General features: G+C 59.9%; 16 protein-coding genes and 1 pseudogene. 9 read left to right on the forward strand and 8 right to left on the reverse strand.

Annotated features, from left to right (window positions below; translation table 11 throughout):
* Nucleotides 1-99: 99 nt before the first annotated feature.
* Nucleotides 100-1,592 (forward strand): annotated as a pseudogene (locus XH79_RS08345) (CoA-acylating methylmalonate-semialdehyde dehydrogenase).
* A 184-nt stretch (nucleotides 1,593-1,776) separates the two neighbouring features.
* On the opposite strand, the gene XH79_RS08350 reads toward XH79_RS08345, so the two are convergent.
* Nucleotides 1,777-2,673 carry a LysR substrate-binding domain-containing protein gene (locus XH79_RS08350; RefSeq protein WP_271528036.1) on the reverse strand — a complete coding sequence of 299 codons (897 nt, stop codon included), beginning with the start codon at nucleotides 2,671-2,673 and terminating at the stop codon, nucleotides 1,777-1,779.
* A 110-nt stretch (nucleotides 2,674-2,783) separates the two neighbouring features.
* Here XH79_RS08350 and XH79_RS08355 point away from each other — a divergent pair, with 110 nt between their 5' ends.
* From XH79_RS08355 to XH79_RS08375, 5 genes are all read left to right on the forward strand, one after another.
* Nucleotides 2,784-3,533 (forward strand): SDR family NAD(P)-dependent oxidoreductase, encoded by a 750-nt coding sequence (locus XH79_RS08355; RefSeq protein ID WP_128948180.1) that lies wholly within the window; start codon nucleotides 2,784-2,786, stop codon nucleotides 3,531-3,533.
* A 22-nt stretch (nucleotides 3,534-3,555) separates the two neighbouring features.
* Nucleotides 3,556-4,395 (forward strand): transketolase, encoded by an 840-nt coding sequence (locus XH79_RS08360; protein ID WP_271528037.1) that lies wholly within the window; start codon nucleotides 3,556-3,558, stop codon nucleotides 4,393-4,395.
* Entirely contained in the window at nucleotides 4,392-5,402 is a 1,011-nt protein-coding gene (locus tag XH79_RS08365; RefSeq protein WP_271528038.1) for a transketolase family protein, read from the forward strand. The genes XH79_RS08360 and XH79_RS08365 overlap by 4 nt, the downstream gene beginning before the upstream one ends.
* A 178-nt stretch (nucleotides 5,403-5,580) precedes the next feature.
* Entirely contained in the window at nucleotides 5,581-6,606 is a 1,026-nt protein-coding gene (locus XH79_RS08370; RefSeq protein WP_271528039.1) for a TRAP transporter substrate-binding protein, read from the forward strand.
* Nucleotides 6,607-6,641: 35 nt separating this feature from the next.
* A complete protein-coding gene (locus tag XH79_RS08375) occupies nucleotides 6,642-8,495 on the forward strand; it encodes a TRAP transporter large permease (RefSeq protein ID WP_271528128.1) in 1,854 nt (617 codons plus the stop codon).
* Between the two features lie 45 nt (nucleotides 8,496-8,540).
* Here XH79_RS08375 and XH79_RS08380 read toward each other — a convergent pair whose 3' ends face one another.
* The 5 genes from XH79_RS08380 to XH79_RS08400 all read right to left on the reverse strand — a co-directional run bounded on the left by XH79_RS08380 (nucleotide 8,541) and on the right by XH79_RS08400 (nucleotide 13,835).
* A complete protein-coding gene (locus tag XH79_RS08380) occupies nucleotides 8,541-9,431 on the reverse strand; it encodes an SMP-30/gluconolactonase/LRE family protein (RefSeq protein ID WP_271528040.1) in 891 nt (296 codons plus the stop codon).
* A gap of 31 nt (nucleotides 9,432-9,462) precedes the next feature.
* Complete coding sequence (locus tag XH79_RS08385; protein WP_271581361.1) at nucleotides 9,463-10,566, reverse strand: ABC transporter ATP-binding protein; 1,104 nt, start codon at nucleotides 10,564-10,566, stop codon at nucleotides 9,463-9,465.
* Between the two features lie 10 nt (nucleotides 10,567-10,576).
* A complete protein-coding gene (locus tag XH79_RS08390) occupies nucleotides 10,577-11,416 on the reverse strand; it encodes a carbohydrate ABC transporter permease (protein WP_271528042.1) in 840 nt (279 codons plus the stop codon).
* Nucleotides 11,413-12,336, reverse strand: a complete 924-nt coding sequence (locus XH79_RS08395) for a carbohydrate ABC transporter permease (RefSeq protein ID WP_271528043.1) — start codon at nucleotides 12,334-12,336, stop codon at nucleotides 11,413-11,415. The genes XH79_RS08390 and XH79_RS08395 overlap by 4 nt, the downstream gene beginning before the upstream one ends.
* Before the next feature lie 62 nt (nucleotides 12,337-12,398).
* Entirely contained in the window at nucleotides 12,399-13,835 is a 1,437-nt protein-coding gene (locus XH79_RS08400; RefSeq protein ID WP_128948171.1) for an ABC transporter substrate-binding protein, read from the reverse strand.
* 2,323 nt (nucleotides 13,836-16,158) lie between these two features.
* Between XH79_RS08400 and XH79_RS08405 the strand changes: the two genes are divergently transcribed.
* Genes XH79_RS08405 through XH79_RS08415 form a run of 3 tightly spaced genes read left to right on the forward strand, consistent with a single transcriptional unit; the run spans nucleotide 16,159 to nucleotide 19,957 of the window.
* Nucleotides 16,159-16,359: a hypothetical protein gene (locus tag XH79_RS08405; protein ID WP_128948168.1), complete on the forward strand. Its 201-nt coding sequence runs from the start codon at nucleotides 16,159-16,161 to the stop codon at nucleotides 16,357-16,359.
* Nucleotides 16,356-18,299, forward strand: a complete 1,944-nt coding sequence (locus tag XH79_RS08410) for an ATP-dependent nuclease (RefSeq protein ID WP_271528044.1) — start codon at nucleotides 16,356-16,358, stop codon at nucleotides 18,297-18,299. The genes XH79_RS08405 and XH79_RS08410 overlap by 4 nt, the downstream gene beginning before the upstream one ends.
* A complete protein-coding gene (locus tag XH79_RS08415) occupies nucleotides 18,296-19,957 on the forward strand; it encodes an ATP-dependent helicase (RefSeq protein WP_271528045.1) in 1,662 nt (553 codons plus the stop codon). Before XH79_RS08410 ends, XH79_RS08415 begins: the two co-directional genes overlap by 4 nt.
* 54 nt (nucleotides 19,958-20,011) lie before the next feature.
* Here the strand turns inward: XH79_RS08415 and XH79_RS08420 are convergent, their stop codons facing one another.
* A complete protein-coding gene (locus tag XH79_RS08420) occupies nucleotides 20,012-23,317 on the reverse strand; it encodes a UvrD-helicase domain-containing protein (RefSeq protein WP_271528046.1) in 3,306 nt (1,101 codons plus the stop codon).
* Nucleotides 23,314-25,953 (reverse strand): PD-(D/E)XK nuclease family protein, encoded by a 2,640-nt coding sequence (locus tag XH79_RS08425; protein ID WP_271528047.1) that lies wholly within the window; start codon nucleotides 25,951-25,953, stop codon nucleotides 23,314-23,316. The genes XH79_RS08420 and XH79_RS08425 overlap by 4 nt, the downstream gene beginning before the upstream one ends.
* Nucleotides 25,954-26,131 lie beyond the last annotated feature (178 nt).

The raw sequence follows: 26,131 nt of genomic DNA on the forward strand, positions 1-26,131 counted from the left end.
CGAGGGCGCCGACAAGCGCGTGATCGGCAAATACATGGCGGGAATGAAAGCGGCCTGACTCGAGGTGCGCGTCGGATCAGAATCTAGAAGGAGACGTTCGTGGTCACGCAGATCAATCATTTCATCGATGGCAAGCAGGTCCCGGGTAGCACCGAACGAAGCTCGCCAGTCTTCAACCCGGCAACGGGCGAGCAGACGGGCCGTGTTGTGGCCGCCAACGCGGCCGTGGTGGCGGACGCGGTATCTGCCGCGAACAGGGCGGCACAGGGTTGGGCCGACACGACGCCTTTACGGCGTGCACGCGTCCTCAATCGCTTTCTGCGGATCCTCGAGGATCGCGCAGGTCAGCTTGCCGACGTGATCGTCGCCGAGCACGGCAAGGTTCACTCCGACGCTCTGGGCGAAGTTCAGCGCGGAATGGAGGTGGTCGAGTTTGCCACGGCCGCTCCGCAGCTCCTCAAGGGCGAACTTACGGAGAATGTAGGTACCCGCGTCGACAGCTATTCTACTCGACAGCCGCTCGGTGTCGTCGCCGGAATCACGCCCTTCAATTTCCCGGTCATGGTTCCGATGTGGATGTTCCCGGTCGCTCTCGCCTGCGGCAATGCGTTCATTTTGAAGCCATCTGAGCGCGACCCGTCGGCGTCGCTCATCATGGCGGAGTGGCTGAAGGAAGCCGATCTGCCGGACGGTGTGTTCAACGTGGTGCAAGGCGACAAGGAAGCTGTCGATGCGCTGTTGCATCACCCGGATGTTTCGGCGATCAGCTTCGTGGGCTCCACACCGATCGCGCAGTACATTTATTCGACCGCCGCGAACACCGGGAAGCGCTGCCAGGCGCGCGGTGGAGCCAAGAACCACATGATCGTGATGCCCGATGCCGACATGGATCAGGCGGTCGACGCGTTGATGGGAGATGCCTACGGCTCCGCCGGCGAACGCTGCATGGCGATCTCGGTTGCTGGTCGGGGAGGGCACCGCGGACAAGCTGATTTCCGCGCTCGAACCCAAGGTCCGAGGCCCGAAGCTGGCCGGGTACCGACCGCAAAGCGGAGATGGGGCCCCTTGTCACGAAGCAGCACCTGGAGAAGGTCCGGAGCTACATCGATGCCGGCGTCGCAGAGGGCGCAAGATTGTTGGTCGACGGACGTAAGTTCTGGATGCAGGGTTATGAGAATGGTTTCTTCGTGGGTGGAACCCTGTTCGATCATGTGAAACCGGAGATGAAGATCTACAAGGAAGAGATCTTCGGACCCGTGCTGTCAGTCGTACGAGCACCGGACTACGCGACGGCGGCGCGCCTGATCAATGAACACGAATTCGGCGATGGCGCCTCGATCTTCACACGTGATGGCGATGCCGCGCGCGAATTCGCCCATCAGATCAAAGTCGGAATGGTCGGCATCAACGTTCCAATTCCGGTGCCGATGGCCTTTCACTCGTTCGGTGGATGGAAGGCCTCGATTTTCGGCGACCACCACATGCACGGTCCGGAGGGCATTCGCTTCAATACGCGAATGAAGACGGTCACCAGCCGCTGGCCAACCGGAATACGAGCCGGTGCCGAATTCGTCATGCCGACAATGTCGTAGGAGAAATGCCATCGAGTCTTTGGATTGCCGCTTCCTCCCTGACTACGAGGGCCTCTCTGGCCCTCGCTTCTTTTCAGGCAATTAGATCCGATGCAGCCTTGGTAGCACATTCCTGCCACTAAGAGCCGGATGGATGGAGCAGGCTCTGGACTTGTTTGGGTATGGTATTGCGACAGAGCTGCGCTCACCGCGAGGAGCGAACGTCTCCACCACCGAGTTGTGCCACAACCCAATCTGCAAAAGCTCGTACCGCCGATCTTTGCCGGCCTGCGCGCGGGTAGATTAGGCGGTGGCCGACGTAGCTGATATCGTTTGCGCGCCCCGCCAATGGAGCCACCAATCGCCCGCTCGCCAACTCGCGTTCCGCTAGAAGCGTCGATTCCAGCGCTACTCCCAAACCCTCCGCGGCTGTCGCGATCGCGAGAAAGCTACGATCGAACCTCATGCCGTGGAGCGCAGGGGCTTCCAATCCGTTCGCCGTGAACCATTGGTGCCATTGAACCTGCTTGACATCCGAGCGGATGAGCGTCTGCTCCATGAGATCGGCCGGTCTTCTTATCGACTTCGCGAGAGCTGGGGAGCAGAGGGGGGTGACCGTCTCCTCCGGCAGAGGAATAATCTCGACACCTTCAGCGCGCGGCGGACCGTAGACGATGTCGATGTCAAAGTCGTCATTGCTGAAACGCGCGTAGTCCGTGTTTGCAGCCAGGCGGACTTCGAGCTTCGGATAAGCGGCAAGAAACTGTGCAAGCCGGGGTGCCAACCATTGCGCGGCAAAGCTCGGGGCTGAGTGGACGCGCACCAATTGCGGTCCGCGCGCGGCAACTTCTTCAAGGCCGCGGCGGAGCTGATCGAATGCCGCTCCCGTGTGGCGCATCAGATTCTCGCCGGCTGGCGTGAGCCGCACGGATCGCGCACTGCGCTCGAAGAGAACCGTGCGAAGCGTGCCCTCCAGCTTGCGGATGGCATGACTGACCGCACTCGGCGTCAGGTGAAGCTCATTCGCCGCATCGCGAAACGATCCAGTGCGGGCAGCAGCTTCAAAAGCGCGAATTGCCGATATCGGAACATTGGACAGCATCCTATAAGTGAACCAGATTCATCGATCCGTGACAACTGTGCGCTTGTCCGTTGCGCGTCCGCGGTTCATTCCTTGCCGTGCAAAGGAAAAACAATTCGCGGGAGGAACTGATGCTGCTCAGCGGCAAGACTGCCATCATTTCGGGCGCGGCCTCGCCGCGCGGCATCGGGCTTGCCACGGCACGGCGGTTCGCTGCCGAGGGAGCTCGGGTCGCCATTCTGGACATCGATGCGGACGCTGCTGTGGATGCTGCAGCATCGCTTGGAAGATCCCACATCGGCCTTGGGTCCGACGTCGCCGACAAGTCGTCCTGCGAGCAGGCTGTTGCCCGGGTGATCGAATCCTTCGGCAGCATCGATATTCTGATCAACAATGCTGGTATCACTCAACCGGTGAAGCTCCTGGAAATTACGGCGGCCGACTGGGATCGCATTCAGGATGTCAATCTGAAAGGTGTTCTTTTCCTCTCCCAGGCCGTGATCCCGCACATGCGTGCGCGCAAGTCCGGATCGATCGCCTGCATGTCCTCGGTTTCGGCCCAGCGCGGCGGCGGAATCTTTGGCGGCCCGCATTATTCGGCGGCCAAGGCTGGCGTGCTCGGTCTCGCAAAGGCGATGGCCCGTGAGTTCGGCCCGGACGGCATCCGCGTCAATTGCGTGACGCCGGGCCTGATCGGCACCGATATCACCGCGGGCAAGCTGACCGACGAGATGAGGGCGAAGATCCTGGAAGGCATTCCGCTCAATCGCCTCGGCACGGCAGACGACGTCGCCGGCATTTACACTTTCCTGGCCTCGGATCTCTCCGCCTACGTGACTGGTGCCGTGATCGACGTCAACGGCGGCATGCTCATCCACTGAGCGCAAGACAAGGTCCAGATCGATGGAAACGCTGACCAACACGCCCAAGCTGGCGGATCGCGCCTACAACATTCGCCGCAATGCGCTGCGCATGGGCGAGGTCCAGGGCCAGGGCTATATCGCACAGGCGCTGGACATCTCGGACGTCCTCGCCGTGGCCTATTTCCACGCCATGCGCTACCGGCCGGAAGATCCCTCCTGGGAAGACCGCGACCGCTTCCTACTCTCAAACGGGCACTACGCCATCGCCCTCTATGCGGCTTTGATCGAGGCGGGTATCGTCCCCGAGGAAGAACTCGAAACCTATGGTAGCGACGAGAGCCGCCTGCCGATGTCAGGCATGGCCTCCTACACGCCCGGAATGGAAATGTCGGGCGGCTCGCTCGGGCTTGGGCTCAGCATCGCCGTCGGCATGAGCCTGGGGCTCAAGCGCAAGAAATCCGAGGCGAGGGTTTATACGCTGTTCTCGGACGGCGAGCTGGACGAAGGCTCGGTCTGGGAAGCCATCCAGTCGGCGGGCCACTACAAGCTCGACAATCTGATCGGCATCGTCGACGTCAACAATCAGCAGGCCGACGGTCCTTCGACGCAGGTGATGGCGTTCGAGCCGCTGGTCGAGAAGCTTCAGGCCTTCGGCTGGTTCGTACAGCGCGTCGATGGCAACGATCTCGATGCCGTGGTTGCTGCGTTCGATGTCGCCAAGTCTCATCCCGCGCCCAAGCCGCGGATCATCATCGCCGACACGCTGATGGGCAAGGGCGTTCCTTTCCTGGAGCAGCGCGAGAAGAACCATTTCATCCGCGTCGAGCAGCACGAATGGCAGCTCGCGTTGGCCGCGCTGGAAGCCGGGAGGCAAGCATGAAGAGCGTCAGATCAGCACCCCAGCCGGGCAAGCCGCGCCTGACGACCTCGGCCATGATCGCCTCGATCGCGTCCGAGGGACAGAAAACGAAACCGGCGCCGTTTGGACACGCGCTCGTCGAGCTCGCGCGCAGCCGTCCCGATGTGGTCGGCATGACGGCCGATCTCGGCAAATACACCGACCTGCACATCTTCGCGAAGGAATTTCCGGACCGCTATTATCAGATGGGCATGGCCGAGCAGCTTCTGTTCGGCGCCGCTTCGGGCCTCGCCGCGGAAGGCTTCATGCCGTTCGCGACCACCTATGCCGTGTTCGCCTCACGGCGCGCCTACGACTTCATTCACCAGACGATCGCGGAGGAAGACCGCAACGTGAAGATCGTCTGCGCACTGCCCGGCCTGACTTCGGGCTATGGCCCGAGCCACCAGGCCGCGGAGGATCTCGCATTATTTCGTGCGATGCCGAACATGACAGTCATCGATCCCTGCGATGCTCATGAAATCGAGCAGCTGGTGCCCGCCATCGCGGCGCATCAGGGGCCGGTTTACATGCGCCTGCTGCGTGGTCAGGTGCCCGTCGTGCTGGACGAATATGACTACAAGTTCGAGCTCGGCAGGGCTAAGCTGATCCGTGACGGGAAGGACGTGCTGATCATCTCATCCGGCATCATGACCATGCGTGCGCTCGAGGCCGTGCAAACTCTGAAGAACGATCGCGTCGATGCTGCGGTGCTCCACGTTCCGACCATTAAGCCGCTCGACGGCGAGACTATACTGCGTGAAGCCGGCAAATCAGGCCGCCTGGTCGTCGTCGCCGAAAACCACACCACAATCGGCGGACTTGGCGAGGCGATTGCCGCACTCCTGATGCGTTCAGGCGTTCATCCGCCCTTCCGCCAGATTGCATTGCCGGACGAGTTTCTTGACGCTGGCGCATTACCGACACTGCACGACCGGTACGGCATTTCCACCGCTAAGGTCGCAAGGCAGATCAAGCTGTGGCTCTAGCGCACCGGCGCTAAGCGCCAATCAGGCCAAGCCCGAGTGAAGAGTTGCGTCCGCTGCATGATGCGGCGGGCGAGCGATGGCTCTTGCCCGAATGCGGCTGTCGAAGAGCCCGGAAAGCTGAAAACCAGCGCAGGCTGATGCAGCCGGCACAACGTCAATACAGGATCAGGAGGAAAACATGACTGTCTCGAAGTCCGGACGCATCAGCCGCCGTTCGCTGTTGCTGGCGGCCAGTACCGTACCTCTCTGCGGGATTCTGACCCGCCCGGTATCTGCCGCCGAATTCGTCTACAAGTTCGCGACCGGACAGGATCCGACCCATCCGGTGAATATCCGGGCGCAAGAGGCGATCGACCGTATCCGCGAAGCGACCAGCGGCCGGCTGGAGATCAGGCTGTTTCCGGCCAATCAGCTCGGCTCCGACACCGAGCTTCTGACCCAGGTTCGCAGCGGTGGCGTCGAGTTCTTCAATCAGTCGTCCTCGATCCTTGCCACCCTGGTACCTAGCGCGGGCATCGTGAATACCGGCTTCGCGTTTGCCGACTACGACAGCGTATGGAAGGCCATGGATGGCGATCTCGGCACCTATATCCGGGCGCAGATTGCCAAGACACCGATCATGGCGGTGTCGAAAGCCTGGGACAACGGCTTCCGCCAGGTGACCTCGTCCGGCCGCGAGGTGCGCACGCCGGATGATCTGAAGAATTTCCAGATCCGTGTTCCGCCCGCGCCGCTGCTGACCTCGCTGTTCAAGGCCCTCGGCGCCGGACCGACGCCGATCAACTTCAATGAGGTCTATTCCGCGTTGCAGACCAAGGTCGTCGACGGCCAGGAGAACCCGCTACCAATCATTGCGACCGCGCGTCTTTATGAAGTCCAGAGCACGTGCAGCCTGACGGGGCACGTCTGGGACGGCTACTGGATCCTCGGCAACAAGCGCGCCTTCGAGCGCCTGCCCAAGGACGTGCAGGGGATCGTGGCACGCGAGCTTGACCGCTCCGCCATCGATCAGCGCGCCGACATCGCAAAGCTCAGCCAGTCCCTGCGCACTGACCTCTCGGCCAAGGGTCTCAAATTCATCGACGTCGATCGCGCCGCCTTCCGTCAGGCCTTGTCTAAAACCAGCTTCTACGCCGACTGGAAAGCCAAGTTTGGCGAGGAGGCATGGTCCCAGCTCGAAAAAGCGGCGGGCCAGCTATCATGACCAGCATGAGCCATACGCCCCATGTCGATGCCGGTATGGCGGCCGGCGCGTCGCAGGCAGGCCGGCTCAGTTGGGTGATAACGGCGAACACGGCGCTTGGTCATGTCGTCGCGGTCCCGGCAGCACTGCTCGTGCTGGCGGAGATTGCGGTGCTGTCAGCCGGCATCGTGGGTCGATACGTGTTCCGCTCGCCGATCATCTGGTCCGACGAACTCGCGGGCATTCTCTTCCTCTGGCTCGCCATGTTCGGTTCCGTGATTGCGTTCCAGCGCGGCGAGCACATGCGGATGACCGCCATCGTCGGTGTTCTCGGTGTTCAGGTTCGTGCATTTCTGGACGTCGTCGCGGCTGCGGCGTCACTTGCATTTCTCGTCCTCGTCGTCTGGCCCGCCTATGAATTCGCCGCAGACGAGGCATTCGTCACCACGCCGGCGCTCGAGATCGTCAATAGCTGGCGTGCGGCCGCTTTGCCGATCGGGATCGGATTGATGCTGATCGCAGCGGTCCTCCGGCTCATCCGCATCGCGAGCCTGCGCAGCCTGCTGGCGTCCTTGGCGATCGTTGCGGGCATCATCGCGACGTTCGTTCTGCTGGCGCCGGTCTTGAATCCGCTCGGCAATCTAAATCTTCTGATTTTCTTCGTTGTCGTGGTTGGCGCCATGGTCTTCGCGGCCGTGCCGATCGCGTTCGCGTTCGGCCTGGCCACGGTCGGCTATCTCACCCTGACAACCAGCACCCCCGACGTGGTGATGATCGGACGAATGGATGAGGGCATGAGCCACCTGATCCTGCTTGCGGTGCCTCTCTTCGTCTTTCTCGGCCTTCTGATCGAGATGACGGGCATGGCGCGCGCCATGGTCAGCTTTCTGGCGAGCCTCTTAGGCCACGTACGCGGTGGATTGCACTACGTGCTGGTAGGGGCGATGTATCTGGTCTCTGGCATTTCCGGCTCCAAGGCGGCGGACATGGCTGCGGTAGCTCCGGTGTTGTTTCCCGAGATGCGGCAGCGGGGAGCCAAGCCAGGCGATCTGGTTGCGCTTCTCGCAGCAACCGGCGCGCAGACCGAGACGATTCCACCGTCACTGGTTCTAATCACGATCGGCTCGGTCACCGGCGTTTCGATCTCGGCCCTGTTCACCGGCGGCTTGCTTCCCGGCGTGGTGCTTGCCGTCATGCTCGCGGCCGTGGTGTGGTGGCGATACCGCCGCGAGGACCTGTCTCACGTCAAGCGGGCGACGGGACGGCAGATCGGCCGCGCGTTTGTCATCGCGATTCCGGCCATCGCGCTGCCATTCGTGATCCGGACCGCCGTCGTCGAAGGCGTCGCAACGGCAACGGAGGTCTCGACCATCGGCATCCTGTACTCAGCCTGTGCGGGTCTCTTCATCTATCGCCAGTTCGACTGGCGGCGCATCTATCCGATGCTGGTTGAGACGGCATCGCTGTCCGGGGCGATCCTGCTCATCATTGGCGCGGCGACGGGCATGGCCTGGGCGCTGACCCAGTCGGGATTTTCTGCCTCTCTTGCCAAGTTCATGACCAACCTTCCCGGCGGCGTGCCTGTGTTTCTCGCCGTCACAATCGTCACTTTCGTGATCCTGGGCAGCGTGCTGGAAGGGATTCCTGCCATCGTCTTGTTCGGTCCGCTTCTGTTCCCGATCGCGCGGCAGGTCGGGGTGCATGATGTTCACTACGCGATGGTCGTCGTCCTCGCCATGGGCATCGGCCTATTCGCGCCGCCGTTCGGCGTCGGCTACTACGCGGCTTGCGCAATCAGCCGCATCAATCCGGACGAGGGCATGAAGCCGATCGTGGGCTATATGATCGCGCTCCTGATCGGCACGCTGATCGTTGCCGCCTTGCCCTGGCTATCGATCGGCTTCCTTTGATAACGGGCGAGGCGCCCTCGCGGGAAACATCGCCAGGGCATCTCGTCAGGCGAATTTCGGCAGATGCAGCGGCAGGCCATCGCAGGCCATGTCAATCTCCTCGACCTGGCCCTTGCCGACCTCAGTGACGCGTAGCTTTCTGCCTTCGAGCGCAAACGCACAATTCGTCGGCTGCGGTCCGTCCAGGATCAGGCGACCGGCGACCTCACCCCGTCGGTCCAGCACCGTGACGTTCTTCTGGTTGTAGACCGTGCAATAGAGCCGGCCGTCGGTGCCGAAGGCCATCCCGTCCGGCCCTTTGAAATCGGGATTGGCGTCCGGTTGGAGGACGTTACTGAAAACCTCGCGCCTCGGCGATGACTCGCCGAGCACGTCATATCGATAGATTTCGCCGGTGAAGGACGCGTTGGCATAAAGGTGATTGTCGGGACCGAAAGCAATGCCGTTGGTAAAGCGAATCTTGCGATCGAGAACGCGCAGCACCTTCATCGCCGCCGGATCGATCTCATACACGCGGCCGTCCCAATCGAGGTCCATATAGCGAGCGACGAAGGCCTGGCCGTCGATAAAATCCTCGGCGGCCATGCCGGAATCGGTCATGTAGAGCAATCCGTTCGGGCCGAAGCAGAGGTCGTTCGGAAACAGAAAGCGCTCCGCGCCCTCGCCCTGCATGCGCCGGACCTCGTTTCCGTATTCGTCGATGCAGATCAGCGCCCGGAGGCCGGCTTCCGCGATCCAGATCCGGCCGTGGCCATCGGTCGTCAGTCCATTCGGACGGCCACCTGTCGTAAGGATCACGCGGCGATTGCCGCGGGGATCGAGCCGCGTGACGCAAAGGGTCGACGCGGACATCTCCGTGACATACATCGAACCGTCCGGCAGGCACACTGGACCCTCCGGCGCGCCAATTCCGGTTGCAAATAGTCTCGACGCCATTCATCCCTCCCGTTCTCGAATGTTACTCTCGTTAAGCGATGACCACACCGCTGACTGGATCGATCAGCACCACGCGATTGAGGTCGATGGCGAGATCGATCCGCTCGCCATGGCTGCTGACGTCATGGGCCTGCAGCTCGGCAACCGCATCCACGCCGCCGATCTTGATCGTGGTGAAGGTTCGGGTCCCTGTCGGCTGAATGAGATCGGCGACGGCCGAATAAGAAACCACCCCATTGCGGAGAGGTCCTCCGCCGACCCGACTGAAATGCTGGGGCCGAATGCCTACGAGAATCTCTCGCCCATGCGCTCCGGCCAGTGACATGGCCTTTGCGCTCGGAAGCTTCAGTTCACCGCCGGACTGAAACACCACGGCTGCGACGGGGCCGTCTGTCTTGAGGGTCGCCGGAATGAGATTGATCGAGGGAGAGCCGAGGAAGCCTGCCACGAACCCCGTACGGGGCTGCTCGAACAGCTCGAGAGGAGCCCCCTGCTGCTCGATCTTTCCGTCGCGCAGCAGCACGATGCGGTCGGCGAGCGTCATCGCCTCGATCTGGTCGTGGGTGACGTAGATCATCGTCGTCGTGATCTCGTGATGCAGGCGCTTGATCTCGGCCCGCATCTCGTCGCGCAGCTGAGCGTCGAGATTCGAGAGCGGCTCGTCGAACAGGAACAGGTCGGCCTTACGGACGATGGCGCGGCCGATGGCGACGCGCTGACGCTGTCCACCAGAGAGCTGCCGTGGATAGCGCTGGAGGAGATTGCCGATGCCGAGCATCTCGGCGGCTTCACTGACCCGCTTCCTGATTTCGATCTCTGGAGTCTTGCGGGCGCGCAGACCGAATGCGATGTTCTCGTTGACGGTCAAATAGGGATAGAGCGCATAATTTTGAAACACCATTGCGATGTTGCGCTCGCGCGGGCGCAGATCGTTGACCACTGCGCCGCCGATCGCGATCGCTCCGCTGTCGGGATCTTCAAGGCCGGCGATCGTCCGCAAGAGAGTACTCTTGCCACAGCCGGATGGCCCCACGAGCACGGCAAATTCGCCATCGGTGATGGTAAGATCCACCCCTCGAACCGCGTGCACGTTGCCGTAATATTTGTGCACGCCGGACAGCTTGACGTCAGCCACTCCAATCCCCCTAACCCTTGACAGCGCCCAGGGAGATGCCGCGCACGAGATAGCGCTGCATTATCGAGACGGCGACGAAGATCGGCAATGTGCCCAAGACCGACATCGCTGCGATCTTCGCCCAGAAATTCGATTGTCCGCCGAAATAGTGCGTCAGCATAACCGGAAACGTGATGACCTCAGTGCGTGTGAGCACGAGTGCGAACAGAAGATCGTTCCACGCAAAGACAAAGGTGAAGACCGACGTTGCCATGAGCCCCGGGCGCACCATCGGGAAGACGACTTTCCAAATCACTTCCCATCGATTGAGGCCGTCGACGAGCGCGCTTTCCTCGAGCTCCAGCGGAACGTCGACGATGTAGCCGCGCATCATCCAGATCACGTAAGGGAGATTGAATGCCGTGTAGAGCAGGATCAGCCCGAAATAGCTGTCTACAAGGCCGAAATAGACGTAGATCAGGAAGATCGGGAAGACGACCGCGATCGGTGGGATCATGCGCTGGGAGATGATCCACATCGCGAGGTTCTCGCCACCCGTGCCGAACCGGGCGAGGCTGTAGGCGCAGAGCGTCCCGAGAACGATTGCGATGCCGGAGCTGACGCCGGCGACGATCAGGCTGTTCAGGATCGCCAGGACATCGCCATCTCTAAACAGGACGTAATAGTTTGAGAACTGGATCTGCCCGGGAATCCACAAGGGCGGGACGTGATAGATCTCGTCCGGTGTCTTGAACGAAATCATGAACAACCAATAGACGGGAAACAGGAACAGCAGGGTCACGATGCCGGCGCCGAGATAGCGAAGCGCCAGGATGCGGGCTTTTCTCGCCGGAAGCTTGCTGACCCTCATCGCGCAAGCTCCATGCGCTTGAGGACGAGGGTGGTGATGACCGTGAGCAGCGCGATCACCAGGAAGGAGATCGCGGCCGTGTAGCTGGTCTCGAATTGCGAGAAACCCTGCACATAGGTGTAGAGCGAGATGGTCTCGGTCATCGACCCCGGCCCGCCTTCGGTTAGGGTCCAGATGATGTCAAAGATGCGAACAAGGTCCAGGCCTCGTATCAGGCAGGCGACGGCTATCACGGGCGCGATCGCCGGCAGAACGATCGCGCGAAGCACGCGCAGGTATGATGCGCCATCGATCTCCGCGGCCTCGAGCTGCGACGGATCTACATTCGACAGCGCAGCGAGCAGCAACAGGAACATGAACGGAGACCACTGCCAGACCTCGCAGATGATGATCGCGGGATAGACGTAGGCGGGATTGACCGTCCACAGAATCCGGACCGGTTCACCGGCGATGAAGCTCAGAATCTGACCAATCGGACCGAAGCGGACGTCGAACATCAAACGCCACGTCGCTCCCGCGACGATCGGAGATATCACCGTTGGGAGCACCAGCAGCGCGAGGAAGATCTGTCGACCGGGCATGCGGTCGATGAAAAGCTGCGCCATCAGGAAGCCGATCAACAGCTCCAAGGGGAGGGCGATCGCGGTGATGATGGCAGTATGACCAAGCGAGGCCCAGAGGCGGGTATCCCTGAACAGCTCCGCATAGTTCAAGAGCCCAACGAAGGTGGTGTCGTTCTCGGTCATCGTGATGCGCTGGAAGCTCACGATCAGCGAGCAGATCAGCGGAAACAGGCCGACCAGGAGAAGGATCAGAATGGCCGGCGCAACGATGAGATAGGGCAGGCGGTCCTCGAGCATGCGCCCGAGCCGGCTCGGGCGGCGTTGCTCGGCACCATTGAGACTTGCGGAAAGCGTCATTGTCAGTCCAGGAAAAGGTGTCGCACGGGAGGGTGATGCTTCCCGTGCTGTACCCAGGGCAGCTATCGCGGATAGGCGCCGGGCTTGGCTGCCCAGACCTTGTAGACGGCCTTTTGATTGTCGACGCCGACCTTCTCGGTGATGGCATCGAATTGCTGCGCCATGCGGTCGAGAATGGCCTTTGGGTCTTCGCCCGCCCAGAGGCTCGAGATCGCCTTGGTCATCGCCTCGTCGTACTTGTCCTGTTGCAGCAAGGAGAGATCGAGCAGGCCCTTCTCGCCCGACGTCTTGATGGTGTCGAGATAGGCTGGAGCATCGGGCCAGAGCGCACGGTATTTCTCGCTCGCGTAGTGCGAGAGGCGGAACGGATCGCGCAGCGTATAGGGCAGCTGGACGCGCTCGAGGCTGGTCTTCTTGCTGTTCAGCCACTGGATGAAGAGATAGGCAGCCTCCTTGTTCTTGCTGGTGGCCGAGACCGACAAGTCGAAGCCGACGCCAAGCTCGGGACGGCCGAGAGGGGTGAGCGCATAACCGACCTTGCCGGCGACCTGCGATTTCGGCACCCACTTCAGCGCTTCTTCGCCTGAGCCGTAGCCCGCGGCCCACCTTCCGTAAGGTGGCCAGGAGATCGTCATCGCGGTCGTGCCCTGGAGGAATGCCGCGAGATTGTCGACGAAATTCCACTGCTCGACGCCAGGCGGCATGAACTTGTTCTCCGCGAGCATCTGCTTGAACACTTTGAGACCGACCTCGCCATTTACTGTCGCCTTCATGGTGTCCGCATTGAAGAACTTGCCGCCTTCCATGCGGAAGCGCTCCTGAAACATGTAATGCGGGTAGGGCGCGGTGCGGAAGAAGCCGGCGCCGTAAACCTTCGGTGCCATCTTGTCCGTGATGAACTGGCCGATCTCGTCGAACTGTTTCCAGTCCTTTGGCGGGGCCAGCTCATAGCCGAACTTGGCCTTGAACTCGTCCTTCATCTTCGGATCGTCGAAGATATCCTTCCGGTAATAGAGCAACATCACGTCGCCATCGTCCGGGAAGCCGTAGATCTTCCCGTCATACTGCATCTGGTTGTCGCGATAGGCGGCCGCGATGTCCTGCAACTCGTCGCGATAACCGAACTTGTCGACATATTTGTCGAGCGGCTCGAGCGCTCCTGCACGCGCAAGGTCGGGCATCCAGGATGGAATGACGTTCAGCGCGTCATACGCTCCGGCGCCCGATTTAAAATCCTGCATGATCTTGGTGAACATCTGGTCGGTCGGCACCTCGACCACCTTCACCTTAATGCCGGTGAGCTTCTCCCATTGTGGGCCCGAATAGTTCAGGGGATCGAGCGACTGCAGGCCGGCCTCCCAGACGATGCTGATGGTCGTGCCCGCGTACTTCTTCGCGGCCTCGACCGCAGTGTCGGCCGCATCTTTGTCGCCAGCCGACGCCGAGGTACCAGCGAGCGCTAAGACAGCGACTGCGCCGAGAAATGTCCTAAACTTCATCCTTCCTCCTCCTCTCCTGAGCGTCCGGAGGCCGGTAACGGGCTTCGGAGCGCTTCTCACGTCATCCCAGGCCGGTCAGCCAACCGCAGGCACCAAGCGGCCGTGCCGGCCATCGGCAGGCGCCGGAAAGAAAATTCATCCATGTCAAGGATTGGCCGCCCAGGCATTGCCAGGCGAGGTTCGCCGCCTCCAGCTCGAATGAGCGTCGGTCGGCTTTGCAGCAGGTGTCCTCCCCAAAAGAGCTCAAGAGCTTTGATTTTGGGGCTAGTCTGCGTTGAGGCGGAACCGGCCGACAAATGAGAACTTTGCAATCATCGGTGAGCCGTATTCACCTGTGTGGGCAGCTTTCTCCTTTAAGGTCATTAGCCCGATCACCGACACGCGCCATGCTTGCCGACGGCCACCAGCCCAAATCTGGCCAGCCATGACAGTTTGGCGGCCGGATACAGTTGGATTTTTCGCCGTAAGCCGTTAATCTCCATGATGGAATTTTGGCCCAGTTGAAAAAGGTGTCGCGAATTTCTGGTTCAGGACACTAGCCGCTCGGAGCATCGAGCTTATTGGACTCGCCGTTGAACCGCGTGCGCCACCTAGAGAGAGCCGGTTTGCCAAGCCGCGAACGAACTTGGTCACGGCTTGCGTGCGAGTTTCGCGAATCGCGGACAGAGAGTTCGAGCCGCGAGGTACGTGCAGAATTGGCCGACGTATCGTCCGCTCCAATGGAATCCCGACGCCGCGATTTTTTGGGCAGGAGGCCCGCCAGCTTGTGCGCCTCGTATGGTGGTGACTTGGTCCTTACAGAGTGGGCTGCAGGCGGCGACGAAACTGGCTGCCTAGACGTAGCAGCGGGCGGTCCCAACCTTGCGCAGGCCCTCGCGCGTCGCCCAAAGTCGCTGCTGTCGGGGCGCGCGGCTCGAGCCAAATCCTTCGGCTAAGGCACATTGACGGGGGGCATCAACGCGGTCGGGCGAGGCACGAAACCGTCCTGGTGCCGGCTGCGTGCCGCCAACATAATTGAAAACGCCACAAGGATGATCAGAAGTCCACGCATTCCAAAAAATTACCCTAGACCTGTCGCGCAATTATGAAATGGCTCACGTCGGCTGCCTGGAGTGCCTGCGACCGATTTGCCCCGAGGGCGAGCTCCTCAGGTTTGAAATTCTCAAAAATGGATGGTCTCCCTCTTCGCCCTAAAACGGCGAACCAGCAGACGTTCACGCTGGAAAGTTGCGCTGTTTCAGCGCAACAGCAGAAATAGTGCGTCGATTTCGAATAATGGATTATCGGCTCACCGGTCGCACCGCGCAAGACCGCAACTAAGCACACCTATGCTGCACTCGAGGGCCTTCATCTAAGGCCGGCATGCAATTTATGCTTGGCGCCTCGCCGATACTGATCTCGTTGTCGGGCCTGTTTGATTTGCATGACCATTTTGATCGACTAAGGTTCAACTGGAGTGTAGGTCCTTTCAGTTGTATATGACGCACGAATAAAGCAATGGGGGTGGGTGGGCATGCTTAGAATATCTATACTGGCGGGTGGTTTGTTGACTTGGTCCATTGGTGCGGCGCAGGCGCAATACCTCGGTACTGGCTCTAACCCAAGCAGCCACAGCGTCTCGGGATATACTCGTAGCAACGGGACCTATGTGCAGCCGTACACGGCTACGAATCCGAATAGCACCCAGCGCGACAATTACGGCACCAGCGGCAACTATAATCCGAACAATGGCTCATTTGGCCATCGGTCAGCGCGCTACTGAATGAGGTCGGCCGAATGTCAAAGTCAACGCGCAACACCGGTAAGCCTTGGACGTCCGAGGACGTCAAGCAGCTCAAAGAACTGGCGAAGGGGAACACGCCGACACGCGTGATCGGGATAAAGCTCGGCCGTACGGAGGCTGCGGTCTACGGGAAAGCTTCATCTGAGGGTATTTCTCTCAGTCCCACCAACCAGAGTCCCTACAATCGCAGGAAGTAACGGGTATTTCGGCCCCGCTCCGATCGGGATGTGCGCGTGCCCCGGCAAATGAGTTAACTCAAGGAGCTGGTCGTCTGCACGACTTATTTACCGCGTGCATCCTGTAGGGGACGACGCTTTCAAACCAGGTAAGAAGATGATCGCCTCGCCTGGCAAAATGATTTGGTGTCATCTTGTCAGATTGATATGGAAATTGAGCCACGCATCCATCGGAACGGTATTTGCCAACTTGCTCCGGTGAGGTGAAGCCTATCTTTTGATGTTTGGTAAGGGATTGCGTGTCGGTGAAGTGCTTTTCGTCGTGTCATCCATCGGTGACGGACGATGACGAGGGCGACGTTAGATGATGCCCGCCGACGCTTTGAACCAGCTCTGCTCGCTCACCTTGATCGTCATCCGCCAGTTGGCGCACCGAGCGTATATGCAAGGTGCCATCGGTTCAGCCACAGAAGGAATCGACCAGGCCAAGCAACGCTGGTCTAACAGTTCTCCGAAGGTCGTCGGGGAGCGAATCGATGGTAAAAGTAGTTGGGGGAAAATATGAAGTTGGTTCGCTTGCGCCTAAGCAACTTTAGGTCGTTTAGCGCGGACTGTACCGAGCTTGAACTTGACGATCTGACGTTCTTGCTTGGGCCCAATGGCACAGGGAAGACCGCCATTCTCCAAGCCCTCGCTAGGATGTTCAGCCTCGACCCCGCGCAGCGCAAGGTGAAGAAGTCTGACTTCCATATTCCTCACGACGAGAAGCCGGAGCACAAGCCCGCACAGCGAGAGCTATGGATAGAAGCTGATTTTGAATTCCCCGAGCTCTTAGGCAAGAACGGCGGCAAAGAAGCACCCGCCGTTCCTGGCAATTTTGCCCATATGCAGTTGACCGGGGTCAAAGGGCCGGCACAGGTGCGGTTCCGACTGAAGGCCAATATCGATCAGGATGACGACATCGAAGAGAGTTTTACGTTCGTCATAAAGGTGGACGGCGATGGACATCCCGTCGAGGAGGGGCGCGTAGCAAAGCACGATCGAAATGCCATCCAAGTCCACTACCTTCCTGCCCGCCGCGATCCAGCGGACCACATCTCCTATTCAGCCAATGCGCTGCTTGGACGGGCATTGCGTTCGGCGAACTGGGCTGCGCAGCGGGAAAAAGTCTCAGATCTCACGGTACAGATCAACTCGACGTTGGCGGGAAACGGAGCCATCGAGGGCATAACAAGTGTTTTGTCGGCCAAGTGGACCAACTTGCACAAGGGCAACTACTTCGTAGACCCGTCGATTTCGTTCGCTCGTAGCGAGCTGGAAAACCTTTTGCGCCATCTGAGCATTGGTTTCGCGCCCGGCCACGGAGAGGAATTGGTCGACTTCTCAAGGCTCAGCGATGGGCAACAATCGATTTTATATCTGTCGATCGTCCTTGGCATGCATGACATCGGCACCAAGGCGCTCAGGGGAGAGCTGACCGATGCATTCGACATCGATAAGCTGCGACCGGCCATCTTCACTCTAATCGCGATAGAAGAGCCCGAGAATAGCCTGTCGCCGCACTATTTAGGACGCGTGGTCAGGGCGTTGCGGGAGTTCGCCCAAGATCAAGATGCACAGGCATTACTTGCTACGCACTCCCCTTCGCTGATGCGACGCGTTCCTCCGGAAAATATTAGGTACATGCGGCTGAGCTCGCAGCGTACAACGGTCGTTAAGCGAATCGACCTGCCTGACGACGAAGAGGCCCTCAAGTTTGTCCGCGAGGGCGTTCAAGCGTTTCCAGAGCTCTATTTCTCGCGTTTCGTCGTTTTGGGAGAAGGTGACAGCGAGGAGGTGGTCCTGCCTCGTCTCTTGGCTGCAAAAGGAATTCTCGCGGACGACGCATCCATCTCGGTCGTTCCGCTGGGAGGGCGACACGTCAATCACTTCTGGCGCCTGCTGCACGGGCTCGGGATACCCCATGTCACGTTATTGGACCTGGATCTCGCGCGGCATCAGGGTGGGTGGGGGCGCATGAAATATGCGGCGAAGCAACTGCTCGCGTACAGCGACGTCGCCAAGATCGACTTGAAAGAGGCGCAGGTGAAATCCATTCCGAAATGGGACGACGATCAGGGCCTGATGGTGAAAGATGATGGATGGTTTGCTCGTCTTGAGGAGCACGGCGTATTCTATTCCTCACCGCTCGATCTCGATTTTCTCATGATGACTGCCTACCCAAAGGCATATCGCGTTGCTGATGATGAGCTGGAGGAGCCAGACGAGGATGCTCTCAAAGCGGTGCTCGGCAAAAAACACGATGTGGTAGGAAACCAATACACCGATGAGCAACTGAAGTACTTCGATGCGTATAATTCGCGCTTTAAGCTTGGCAGCAAGCCGGCATGGCACATTCGCGCCATGGCGAATCTAGCAGATCAAGAACTGTTGGATGCGATGCCCAAGGTGCTCGAACGCTTGTTCAAGCGCATCCGTAAGGACCTAAAGGCCTTGCCCGAATGATCAGAGCTGACCGATGGGCGCCGACTGACAATCTCAAGCTCGAACCAAACGCTCTTGCTGCCGCGACCGAGATTGAACGAAGCCTGGCGCTGACCGCTGGACCGGGGGCCGGTAAGACGGAAATGCTCGCTCAGCGGGCCGACTTCCTTCTGCGCACTGGGACCTGTCGCTACCCCAAACGCATTCTGGCCATTTCCTTCAAGGTCGATGCGAGCCATAACCTGAAGGCGCGGGTGCGGAAACGCTGCGGCTCCGAATTGGCCGCGAGGTTTGACAGCCACACGTTCCATGCTTTCGCAAAGCGCATTATTGATCGCTTTCGGTTGGCGCTGACTGGCCGTGACGCTCTCGATCCCGATTACAGCATCGGTCCAGCCCGCATCCGCGGGCAGTCAATTACGTTTGGCGACATGGTTCCGTTAGCACTAACGATCCTTGGATCGAGTGAAATCGCGAGAAATGCCATTCGGCAGACATACAGCCATGTCTTCCTCGATGAGTTCCAGGACTGTACAAAAGACCAGTATAAACTGATTACGGCCTGCTTCCTGGGCACGGGTGCCAAGCTCGTTGCTGTCGGAGACACCAAGCAAAAGATTATGGGCTGGGCCGGCGCGCTCGAAGGTATCTTCAAAACCTACGCGGCGGATTTCAATGCAAAGCCGCTGAACCTCTACCAGAATTTCAGGTCGACGCCGCGACTTCGTCGAATGCAGAATGCGATGGTCCGTGTCATGGACCCCGCTGCCGCGCTCGACGAAAAGGAATTGCAGGGCGATGACGGTGAGATCGAAATTCTTCGATTCAAAGATGCGGTCGAGGAAGCTTCATATCTGGCGGATGCGATCGGCGGATGGATAGAGAGCAAGGCCATTGAGCCCTCGGAGATCGCGGTACTCGTCAGCAAACAGCAGAACCTCTATTGCCAAAGCCTCCGGGCGGCGCTGGGAGCGCGGAGAGTTCCCTTTCGCGAGGAAGATCAGACCCAGGATATCGCCTCCGAGCCAATTGCCCGCTTGATAACCGATTTCCTTTCCGTGCTCTGCGGCAGTGCCAAGCCCGAGGTTCATCGCCGGCTCCTGGAAACTGTCGTTTACAATGAAGCCCTCGACGACGAACAGGAACACCGTGCCCGCTCCCGATGGGATAGATTCATCGCCGATGTTCGTCGCCGAAATACGACAAACCAACTGAAGACTAGCGACCGTGACACCTTAGCGGGGCTTGTGGACGAACTCATCGGAGTGGTCGGTCGGGACGGTATCGTGATCCTTTCAGCCGATTATGCCCAAGGCAACAGGCTAGACCAGCTGATTGAAAACACGATCGATCGAATCTCAGATTTGGTGAAAGATGGAACAGAGTTGTCTGCAGCGCTGGCCGCTTTCTCAGCTGATCGGGCCGTCAGGATCATGTCCATCCACAAGAGTAAGGGGCTGGAGTTCGATAGCGTAATCATAATGGGCATCGAGAACGAGACGTTCTGGGGAAAGGTGGACGAGGAGCGCTCGACATACTTCGTCGGGATATCCCGCGCGAAGAAAAGGTTATTGCTCACCCTCTGCGACTATCGCGACAAGCCCCAGGGGGCCACGCGATGGTCTTCAGACCGTACAGCTCACGCGGAGTTTCTTGGATACGCGGAGAGCTACGCCTAGTCTTTGTCTCCTCAGTCGCAGGGCGATTGGTCGCGTACGGCTTCTCTGTGCAAGCTAGCCATTGCTGCCGACATGACGGTGTACCCATCGTACCTCGCCAGAGGTCATATAAACGACCGCACCCTTCTCGATACCAATCAGCTCGAGATACTCGAGCAATTGGCTCGCGTAGGCCTCATGAGCATCCGTAGTGGGAGCGACGTCGCTCTTCCAGTCGAAAGCAGCGATCCGGACGGCTTTTTCGAACGCGATAGCATCGGCACGCGCGGCCACCAGGACAGTGTCGGATCGCGCTCCAAAAATGGGTATCTCCGGAATAAGTTTTTCGATGTAGGGCTTGAGCTCTCTATGCGAGAAAGTACGCAGTGTAGTAGCCGCCAGTTCAGCTGGATCAGGTGCTGTCGCCCCGGGCACGACCGCTTCTTGTGTGAGAGTGGATGCCCGAGCATTCAGATCCGCTAGCTCTGGCCGCAACAGCCCCGTCAGCAGTTCCTCCATCAGCTTGTGGAGGATTATGCCCCGGAGCGCGCCGGCACCGACAACGACGGCCTTGTCGTCAGAATCTGCATCGTCTGCGCCAAAATCGATCGTTGCGCGGTCGAGCAGTTCCCGATCGATGTCCGCCAAACTCGGCCGACGCCACTGAATCCTCGGATTGCGCTGCTCAATGGCTTCCTGCTCATCTGTAAACATGGCGGCGGTCTGATGGTTCGCCGGCGAGAGAGAAGTTGGCGTGGACGGCTGAGGCGGCGGATGTCTGATTTCTTCAAGTGCCGATTGACCCAGATCGAAGAATTTCGCCCACCCGCCCTCGGGAGTCCAGCTAGGCGCTGGAAGAACGAGGAGGTCAAGAGCACGTGTGCAGGCGACATAAAGTAGCCGCTCCCGTTCGTCCGCGGCCTCAGCCCGGTCGGCCGCGACTGCCGCTTCAAGGGTGCTCGAGATGACGTCACCGAGGGTCCAGTGCACGCTGTTGTCGATCGAGCGAAAGAAGAAGTCCTCGCCATTCTCCGGCATGGTCACAAAGTTGATGGGGATAACGATGGGCCATTCGAGGCCCTTCGCCTTGTGAACTGTAACGATCTCGATGCTGTTGCCTTGATAGTCGGCCGGAGCTTCATCGGCTGCCAGCTCGACTTCCCATTCGGAGCTGAGATCGATCGCAAGTTGTTTGAGCCCGCGGACGTTATAGCTACGTGCTCGCTCGAGGAGGATGCTGACATTGCCAAGAGAGCGAGCTTGTTGATCTGAGTTCCGGCCGGCCATACTCGGGATGACGCGGAGCAGCTCGATAGCCTCGGACAGGAGGGCATAGGGCGTCGTTCCACGCCGCTTCCGCCACAGCTCCTGTAGGCCGAACATCACATGGTGCGCTACAGGGTGGTCCACGCGCGAGAGATCGGTATTCAGGTTTAAAAAAGCGCCTTCATCCTGCTCCCGCAGACGTGCAGTAATATCGAGGAGCTCTCGTTCGGCGAGACCAACAAGCGGCCCGCGAAGGACCGCCCCGAGAGCCAGGGTGTCGCGGCTGTCCGCCAGAGCGCGGACGAGGGCCACGAGGTCTTGGGATTCTTGTCGCCGATAGAGATTTTTGCCTGCCTGTGAAGACACAGCCAGTCCCTTGTCCTCCAGTGCGCGTTCATATCGCCAGAGTTGCGTCCGCCGCGGAGCCAACAGAGCGATGTCGCCCGGCTCGGCGCGCGCAATCTCCCCATTTGAGCGCCGGATCCACACGTTGCCGATAAGGCTCGCGCAAAGGTCAGCAACCGCCTTTGCTTCGAGGTCTCGGATCGGGTTAACGTAGGTGTCGGGTGGAACGTGGTAGCCCAGCTTTGCGATGCTTTGGATCCGGCTTGGATCTTCGGCAATGGTCGATTTTAAGGCAGCATAGCCCCCCTGTTGCTTTGCCAATCGTTCCGCGAAGATCCGATCGACATGTCCAAGAATGCTTTTTCCGGAACGGAAATTTGCCGAGATCTGAACAACGTTCCCCGGAAACTGCGCCTCGATCGCCGAGCGCGCACGAAGATACGATTTCAGATCGGCACGACGGAAGCGATAGATCGCCTGCTTGGGATCGCCGACCATAAACAGCGCTCCGTTGCGAAGTTTACGCCGGTCCCAGGACTCCGAGGTCCCTGGTTCGCTTGAGATCAAAAACAGGATCTCTGACTGGAGAGGGTCAGTGTCCTGGTATTCATCGATTAGAATGCGCTGAAAGCGCGCCATGACCGCTTCGCGCACCCTTTCGTCGGAGCGCAATAGATTGCGTGTGCGAATGAGGATATCGTCGAAATCGAGCAGGGCAGCATTGCGTTTGAACTCATCGAATGCGCCAACGAGTTCGTCGGTTTCGCCGAAGAAGCGGACCAGAAGCGCATCGGCTATTGCGCCCATTGAATCAGCAAAGAGCTTGGCGCACCGTTCATAGTGCTCCTTACCGGCTGCAGAGAGCTGTGGCCCATCAATTTTGCCAGCCGAACGGGACCAGAGGTTGATTCGGCCCTTATACCGGGACAAAGCATGTCCTCCGCGAGGGAGCAGCGCGTCGCTCTTCGGATGAACGAGGAGCCACAATTGCGAAAAATCGAGAGCGCCAGAAACCGCAGGCGCAAGCGCGTTAGCGAGTGCTTCAAGCGCCACGACGTCCTCTACGACTTCCTTGGGAGCCGCAATGCGATCGATCCAGCGCCGAAAGGTAGCTACAGCGTCAATCAGGTCATGAACGCTATCGGCATAACGCGGCGGCGGGAGCGGTCGTGCTTCGGGGTAAGAACGACGAAACGTGGCTAACGACTTCAGTGTCTTCACCGCGAGATCAGGGGCGTATGCCGCCATGACAACGATTGGATCATCCGGGCGTGCAGCGTGACCGAGCCGCTTGTTGAGCCAGGAATCGAAGATCGCCTGGAAGGCGAGGTCGCTCTGCTCCGAATCCATGACGACAGCGCCAGGATCTATTCGAGCTTCGACCGCATAGCTTTGCAGAATAGTGAGGCAAAAGCTGTGGATCGTGGAGGTCGTGAGTTCGCCCAGGCGGCTTCGTGCGTTGGAGAGCGCTTCGGCTTGATCATCGCTCAAAGGTCGCTCGCGGAACGCAGGCTCCAGGTCTTTGGGAATAGTGCGGTCGAGGAGCATGCCGGCGAACTTGTCCACACGTGCGCGAAGCTTGGCGGCCGCGCGTTCCGTGAATGTGATCGCAGCGATGCTCGAAGGAGCGCGTCCTGAAGCGAGCAGCATCGCAACGCGTCCGGCAAGAAGTGACGTCTTTCCCGTGCCCGCCGACGCTTCGACCAGAAGCGTGGAATTCAGATCGGTGAGTGCGCGCTCCCGTTCTTTGTCGTCAGGCCTCAGGCTCACTTCGTTCCCCAATAGGCTGCGAGCTCTCGGCCCGCTGCTTCACGAATGGCGCTGCTCTTGCGCTCGATGTAACTGACCGCGGCGGGTAGAGCGATCCTGCCGAAGCGCTCTGGCATGTTGGCTATACCTGGATAGACAAAGCCAGCCTCAAGGACGCTCCGTGCAAGCTTTACCCAAGCCGCGACCACATCAATAAAACCGTCAGGGTTCTTGAGCGGACACACTTTCACTGGCGGACGGAGATAGATCAGGCGAGCAATCAGCGGCTGCGTGTCGGGCAGCAACTGGCGGCATGCCAGGGAATAGAGCACGCGCTGAAGTTCCGCACCGCCGTCGACGCTCATTTGATCGGGAGCCTTCGGCCTCTGCCCGGTTTTGTAGTCGGTCACCCGCACCGCGGCTGCTGAAGCGCGAAGATCGAGCCGGTCGATGCTCCCGCGAATGCGAATATCTGTGCCCGGCAGGATCACCGGCTGGGCCGGATCCCATGGCAGAGAAGCGGGAGGATCGCCTTCGCGGACCTCGCCACCGAATGGCACCTCCGTCCAGGAACGTGTTCCGGCTTCCGTAAATGTCTCAAACGTGAGGCCGGCCAGGCTCATTTCAGCCGCCTGCCTGACGGTGTTGGCCCAGAGCACCGGAGGCGGCACATTGGTGACTAAAGGCCAGCTGTCGATCACATGAGCCGCGGCCATGGCAAGGGCTTCCTGGATCTCGTGCCGGGCGGCCACTATGAACCCAGGTTTCGGCTCGAGCTGATCGACTGTGCGACGCAGAAGTTCGTGGACGAGGCGGCCCATATCATCGGCCGGGAGAACGAGCTCACGTTCCTTGTGAACCAGGTCGCGCCAACCCAAGCCGTAGTACCAGACGTAGGCGAGAGGGTCTCGGAGAAGCAGGGACAGCGAAGTGGGCGACTGGGGTTTAGGAAGAAGTTCCGAAAGCCGGGGATGACCGTTTTCCACGAGTCCGTCGTGAGGCGTAAGCTTTCGCGAGCTCCAATCGTGCCAAGCTGCCATCGCCGACGTGACGATCGGATCTACGCCTCTGTCCTGTGGCCGGGCAAACAGACGATCGGCTTCAGTCAGCGCGTGACCGGCGGCCCTGTCACGTGAAAGAACGTCGATTTTCTCGCTCACGCGGATCAGAGCACTTAGTCCGACGCGTTTGCCTTCGCAGCTTAGTCTTCCCGCGGAGACGACTGTCTCTTCAGTGGAGGCGAGAACGATGTCGAAGCAACGGCGATCAGCTGCTTCTATCGGGTCTGGGTCCGTCAATTCGGATGGGACGATGTAACTGGGAAGGAGCGGGTCGAGCCCGCCGCTACGAGGCCATCCGCTGGTTGTAAGGCCCATCAGCCAGACAAACGGACGCGGTGCTGCGGCAAGTTGATCGGCGGAACACCACGCCACAGAATCGGCCGGATCTCGGTCCTCGGCAACGCGCAGGGACTCGAGCGAAAACATAAGTGCCGATGCAGGCGCCGATCGCAGCGCCTCATCCCAAAGCCTGCGGGAGCGTCCCCGGAGAAGCAATTTGGCCGCCTCTTCGGCAGCGTCCGTGCCCGATTCGATAAGCTTGAGCACGGGCATCAGGATCGATGCTGTTTCGGGATAAGGGGCGAGGGCCCGTTCCCAATCCGCGGCAGCGGATAAGGCTGCTTCGCTGGGTACTGGCAAGCCTGCAGGCAGGGCGTCCAGGACTGTGCCTTGGTCGGCAGCGAGGGAGAGAAGGCGGCGTACTCGTGCCTGGCTCAGTCCGCCACGCAGCGCATCTGCGAGGGCCGCGCAACGCTGACCGTCCCTTGTGGCAAGGGCCGGTCGGCCGTGGACGAAACATAGCGGAAGATTAGATGCCGAGACGAGGGCCAGCATGTAATCATCCCACGCGACAGGAGCCGTTGTAGCGATGGCGATCTCCGAAGCGCGAGCGCGGCCGAAAGCGAGCAATTCTCGGGCCCATCGCATGGCTTCGAGCGCCTCGTGATGCGGATCGGCGCAACTTGCGGCGCGCCTCTTACCAAACGTTCTCGGGGCGGCCCGGTTGAGCGTACCTTCAAACCAGCTGGCGTCACAAAAAGCGGGCGCGTCCCATTCAACTGGGATCACCTTGCACAGTTCGTTGATAAGCGGCCGCCAGATGGGATCGATTGTGTGGAGCTCTTGTAAGCGAAGCGGTCCCAGCACGCGCGGGGCGAGTGACACAGCCGCGCGAGCCAGATCGCATAGGTCGGGTAGGAGGCGTTCGCCGGGCTGCAGGTGAAGGCGCACCGTATCTTCGATCCGCGCAAGGTCTTGGATACGCGGCTGGCCGGCATACGGTCCGGTCCGAAGGTCAAAACCAGACCGCCAGATACTTCGGAGTGTACGAAATATGGCGCGGGTCGCTCCGGGCAGATCGCTTATCGGGGCAATGTCTTTCAAGAGGCCGGGGGCGCCCAAAGCTTTGCGAATGCCGATCTCGACACTCTCGCGAGATGCGGGATGCAGCAGTCCACCGGCCAGGCGTGCCGCCAGCTGCGGAGGCGTCAGAATCTGGATTCCGAGCTCACGGTCGCGCGCAGCCGCCGCACGACGCATTGCAAAGGCGAGGCGCCCCTGAACGAGCACACTATGAAGTATGGAGGCGGTGGTCATGCTTGCCGTAGGTAACAGACTCGATGGCTCTCGTCTGCTTTGATGCTGTGGACAGCTTCTCGATAGGCACGGGACTGCCAAGAATCAGTATTGGCTGCTGGTGTCAACCGGTTGAGGATCCTTGAGAATTCTCCCCAATGTTCCTGAATGATATGGTTCAGCCTCATAGATTCGGTTT

Origin of the sequence: Bradyrhizobium sp. CCBAU 45389, assembly GCF_028128625.1 — a bacterium.
Lineage (GTDB): Bacteria > Pseudomonadota > Alphaproteobacteria > Rhizobiales > Xanthobacteraceae > Bradyrhizobium > Bradyrhizobium liaoningense_B.

Bases quoted from the DNA above. Each gene is read 5' to 3' on its own strand.
- XH79_RS08365 (WP_271528038.1), top strand. From the start codon at position 4,392: ATGAAGAGCGTCAGATCAGCACCCCAGCCGGGCAAGCCGCGCCTGACG.
- XH79_RS08370 (WP_271528039.1), top strand. From the start codon at position 5,581: ATGACTGTCTCGAAGTCCGGACGCATCAGCCGCCGTTCGCTGTTGCTG.
- XH79_RS08350 (WP_271528036.1), bottom strand. From the start codon at position 2,673: ATGCTGTCCAATGTTCCGATATCGGCAATTCGCGCTTTTGAAGCTGCT.
- XH79_RS08380 (WP_271528040.1), bottom strand. From the start codon at position 9,431: ATGGCGTCGAGACTATTTGCAACCGGAATTGGCGCGCCGGAGGGTCCA.
- XH79_RS08405 (WP_128948168.1), top strand. From the start codon at position 16,159: ATGATGCCCGCCGACGCTTTGAACCAGCTCTGCTCGCTCACCTTGATC.
- XH79_RS08415 (WP_271528045.1), top strand. From the start codon at position 18,296: ATGATCAGAGCTGACCGATGGGCGCCGACTGACAATCTCAAGCTCGAA.
- XH79_RS08425 (WP_271528047.1), bottom strand. From the start codon at position 25,953: ATGACCACCGCCTCCATACTTCATAGTGTGCTCGTTCAGGGGCGCCTC.
- XH79_RS08375 (WP_271528128.1), top strand. From the start codon at position 6,642: ATGGCGGCCGGCGCGTCGCAGGCAGGCCGGCTCAGTTGGGTGATAACG.
- XH79_RS08360 (WP_271528037.1), top strand. From the start codon at position 3,556: ATGGAAACGCTGACCAACACGCCCAAGCTGGCGGATCGCGCCTACAAC.
- XH79_RS08395 (WP_271528043.1), bottom strand. From the start codon at position 12,336: ATGACGCTTTCCGCAAGTCTCAATGGTGCCGAGCAACGCCGCCCGAGC.
- XH79_RS08355 (WP_128948180.1), top strand. From the start codon at position 2,784: ATGCTGCTCAGCGGCAAGACTGCCATCATTTCGGGCGCGGCCTCGCCG.
- XH79_RS08390 (WP_271528042.1), bottom strand. From the start codon at position 11,416: ATGAGGGTCAGCAAGCTTCCGGCGAGAAAAGCCCGCATCCTGGCGCTT.
- XH79_RS08410 (WP_271528044.1), top strand. From the start codon at position 16,356: ATGAAGTTGGTTCGCTTGCGCCTAAGCAACTTTAGGTCGTTTAGCGCG.
- XH79_RS08400 (WP_128948171.1), bottom strand. From the start codon at position 13,835: ATGAAGTTTAGGACATTTCTCGGCGCAGTCGCTGTCTTAGCGCTCGCT.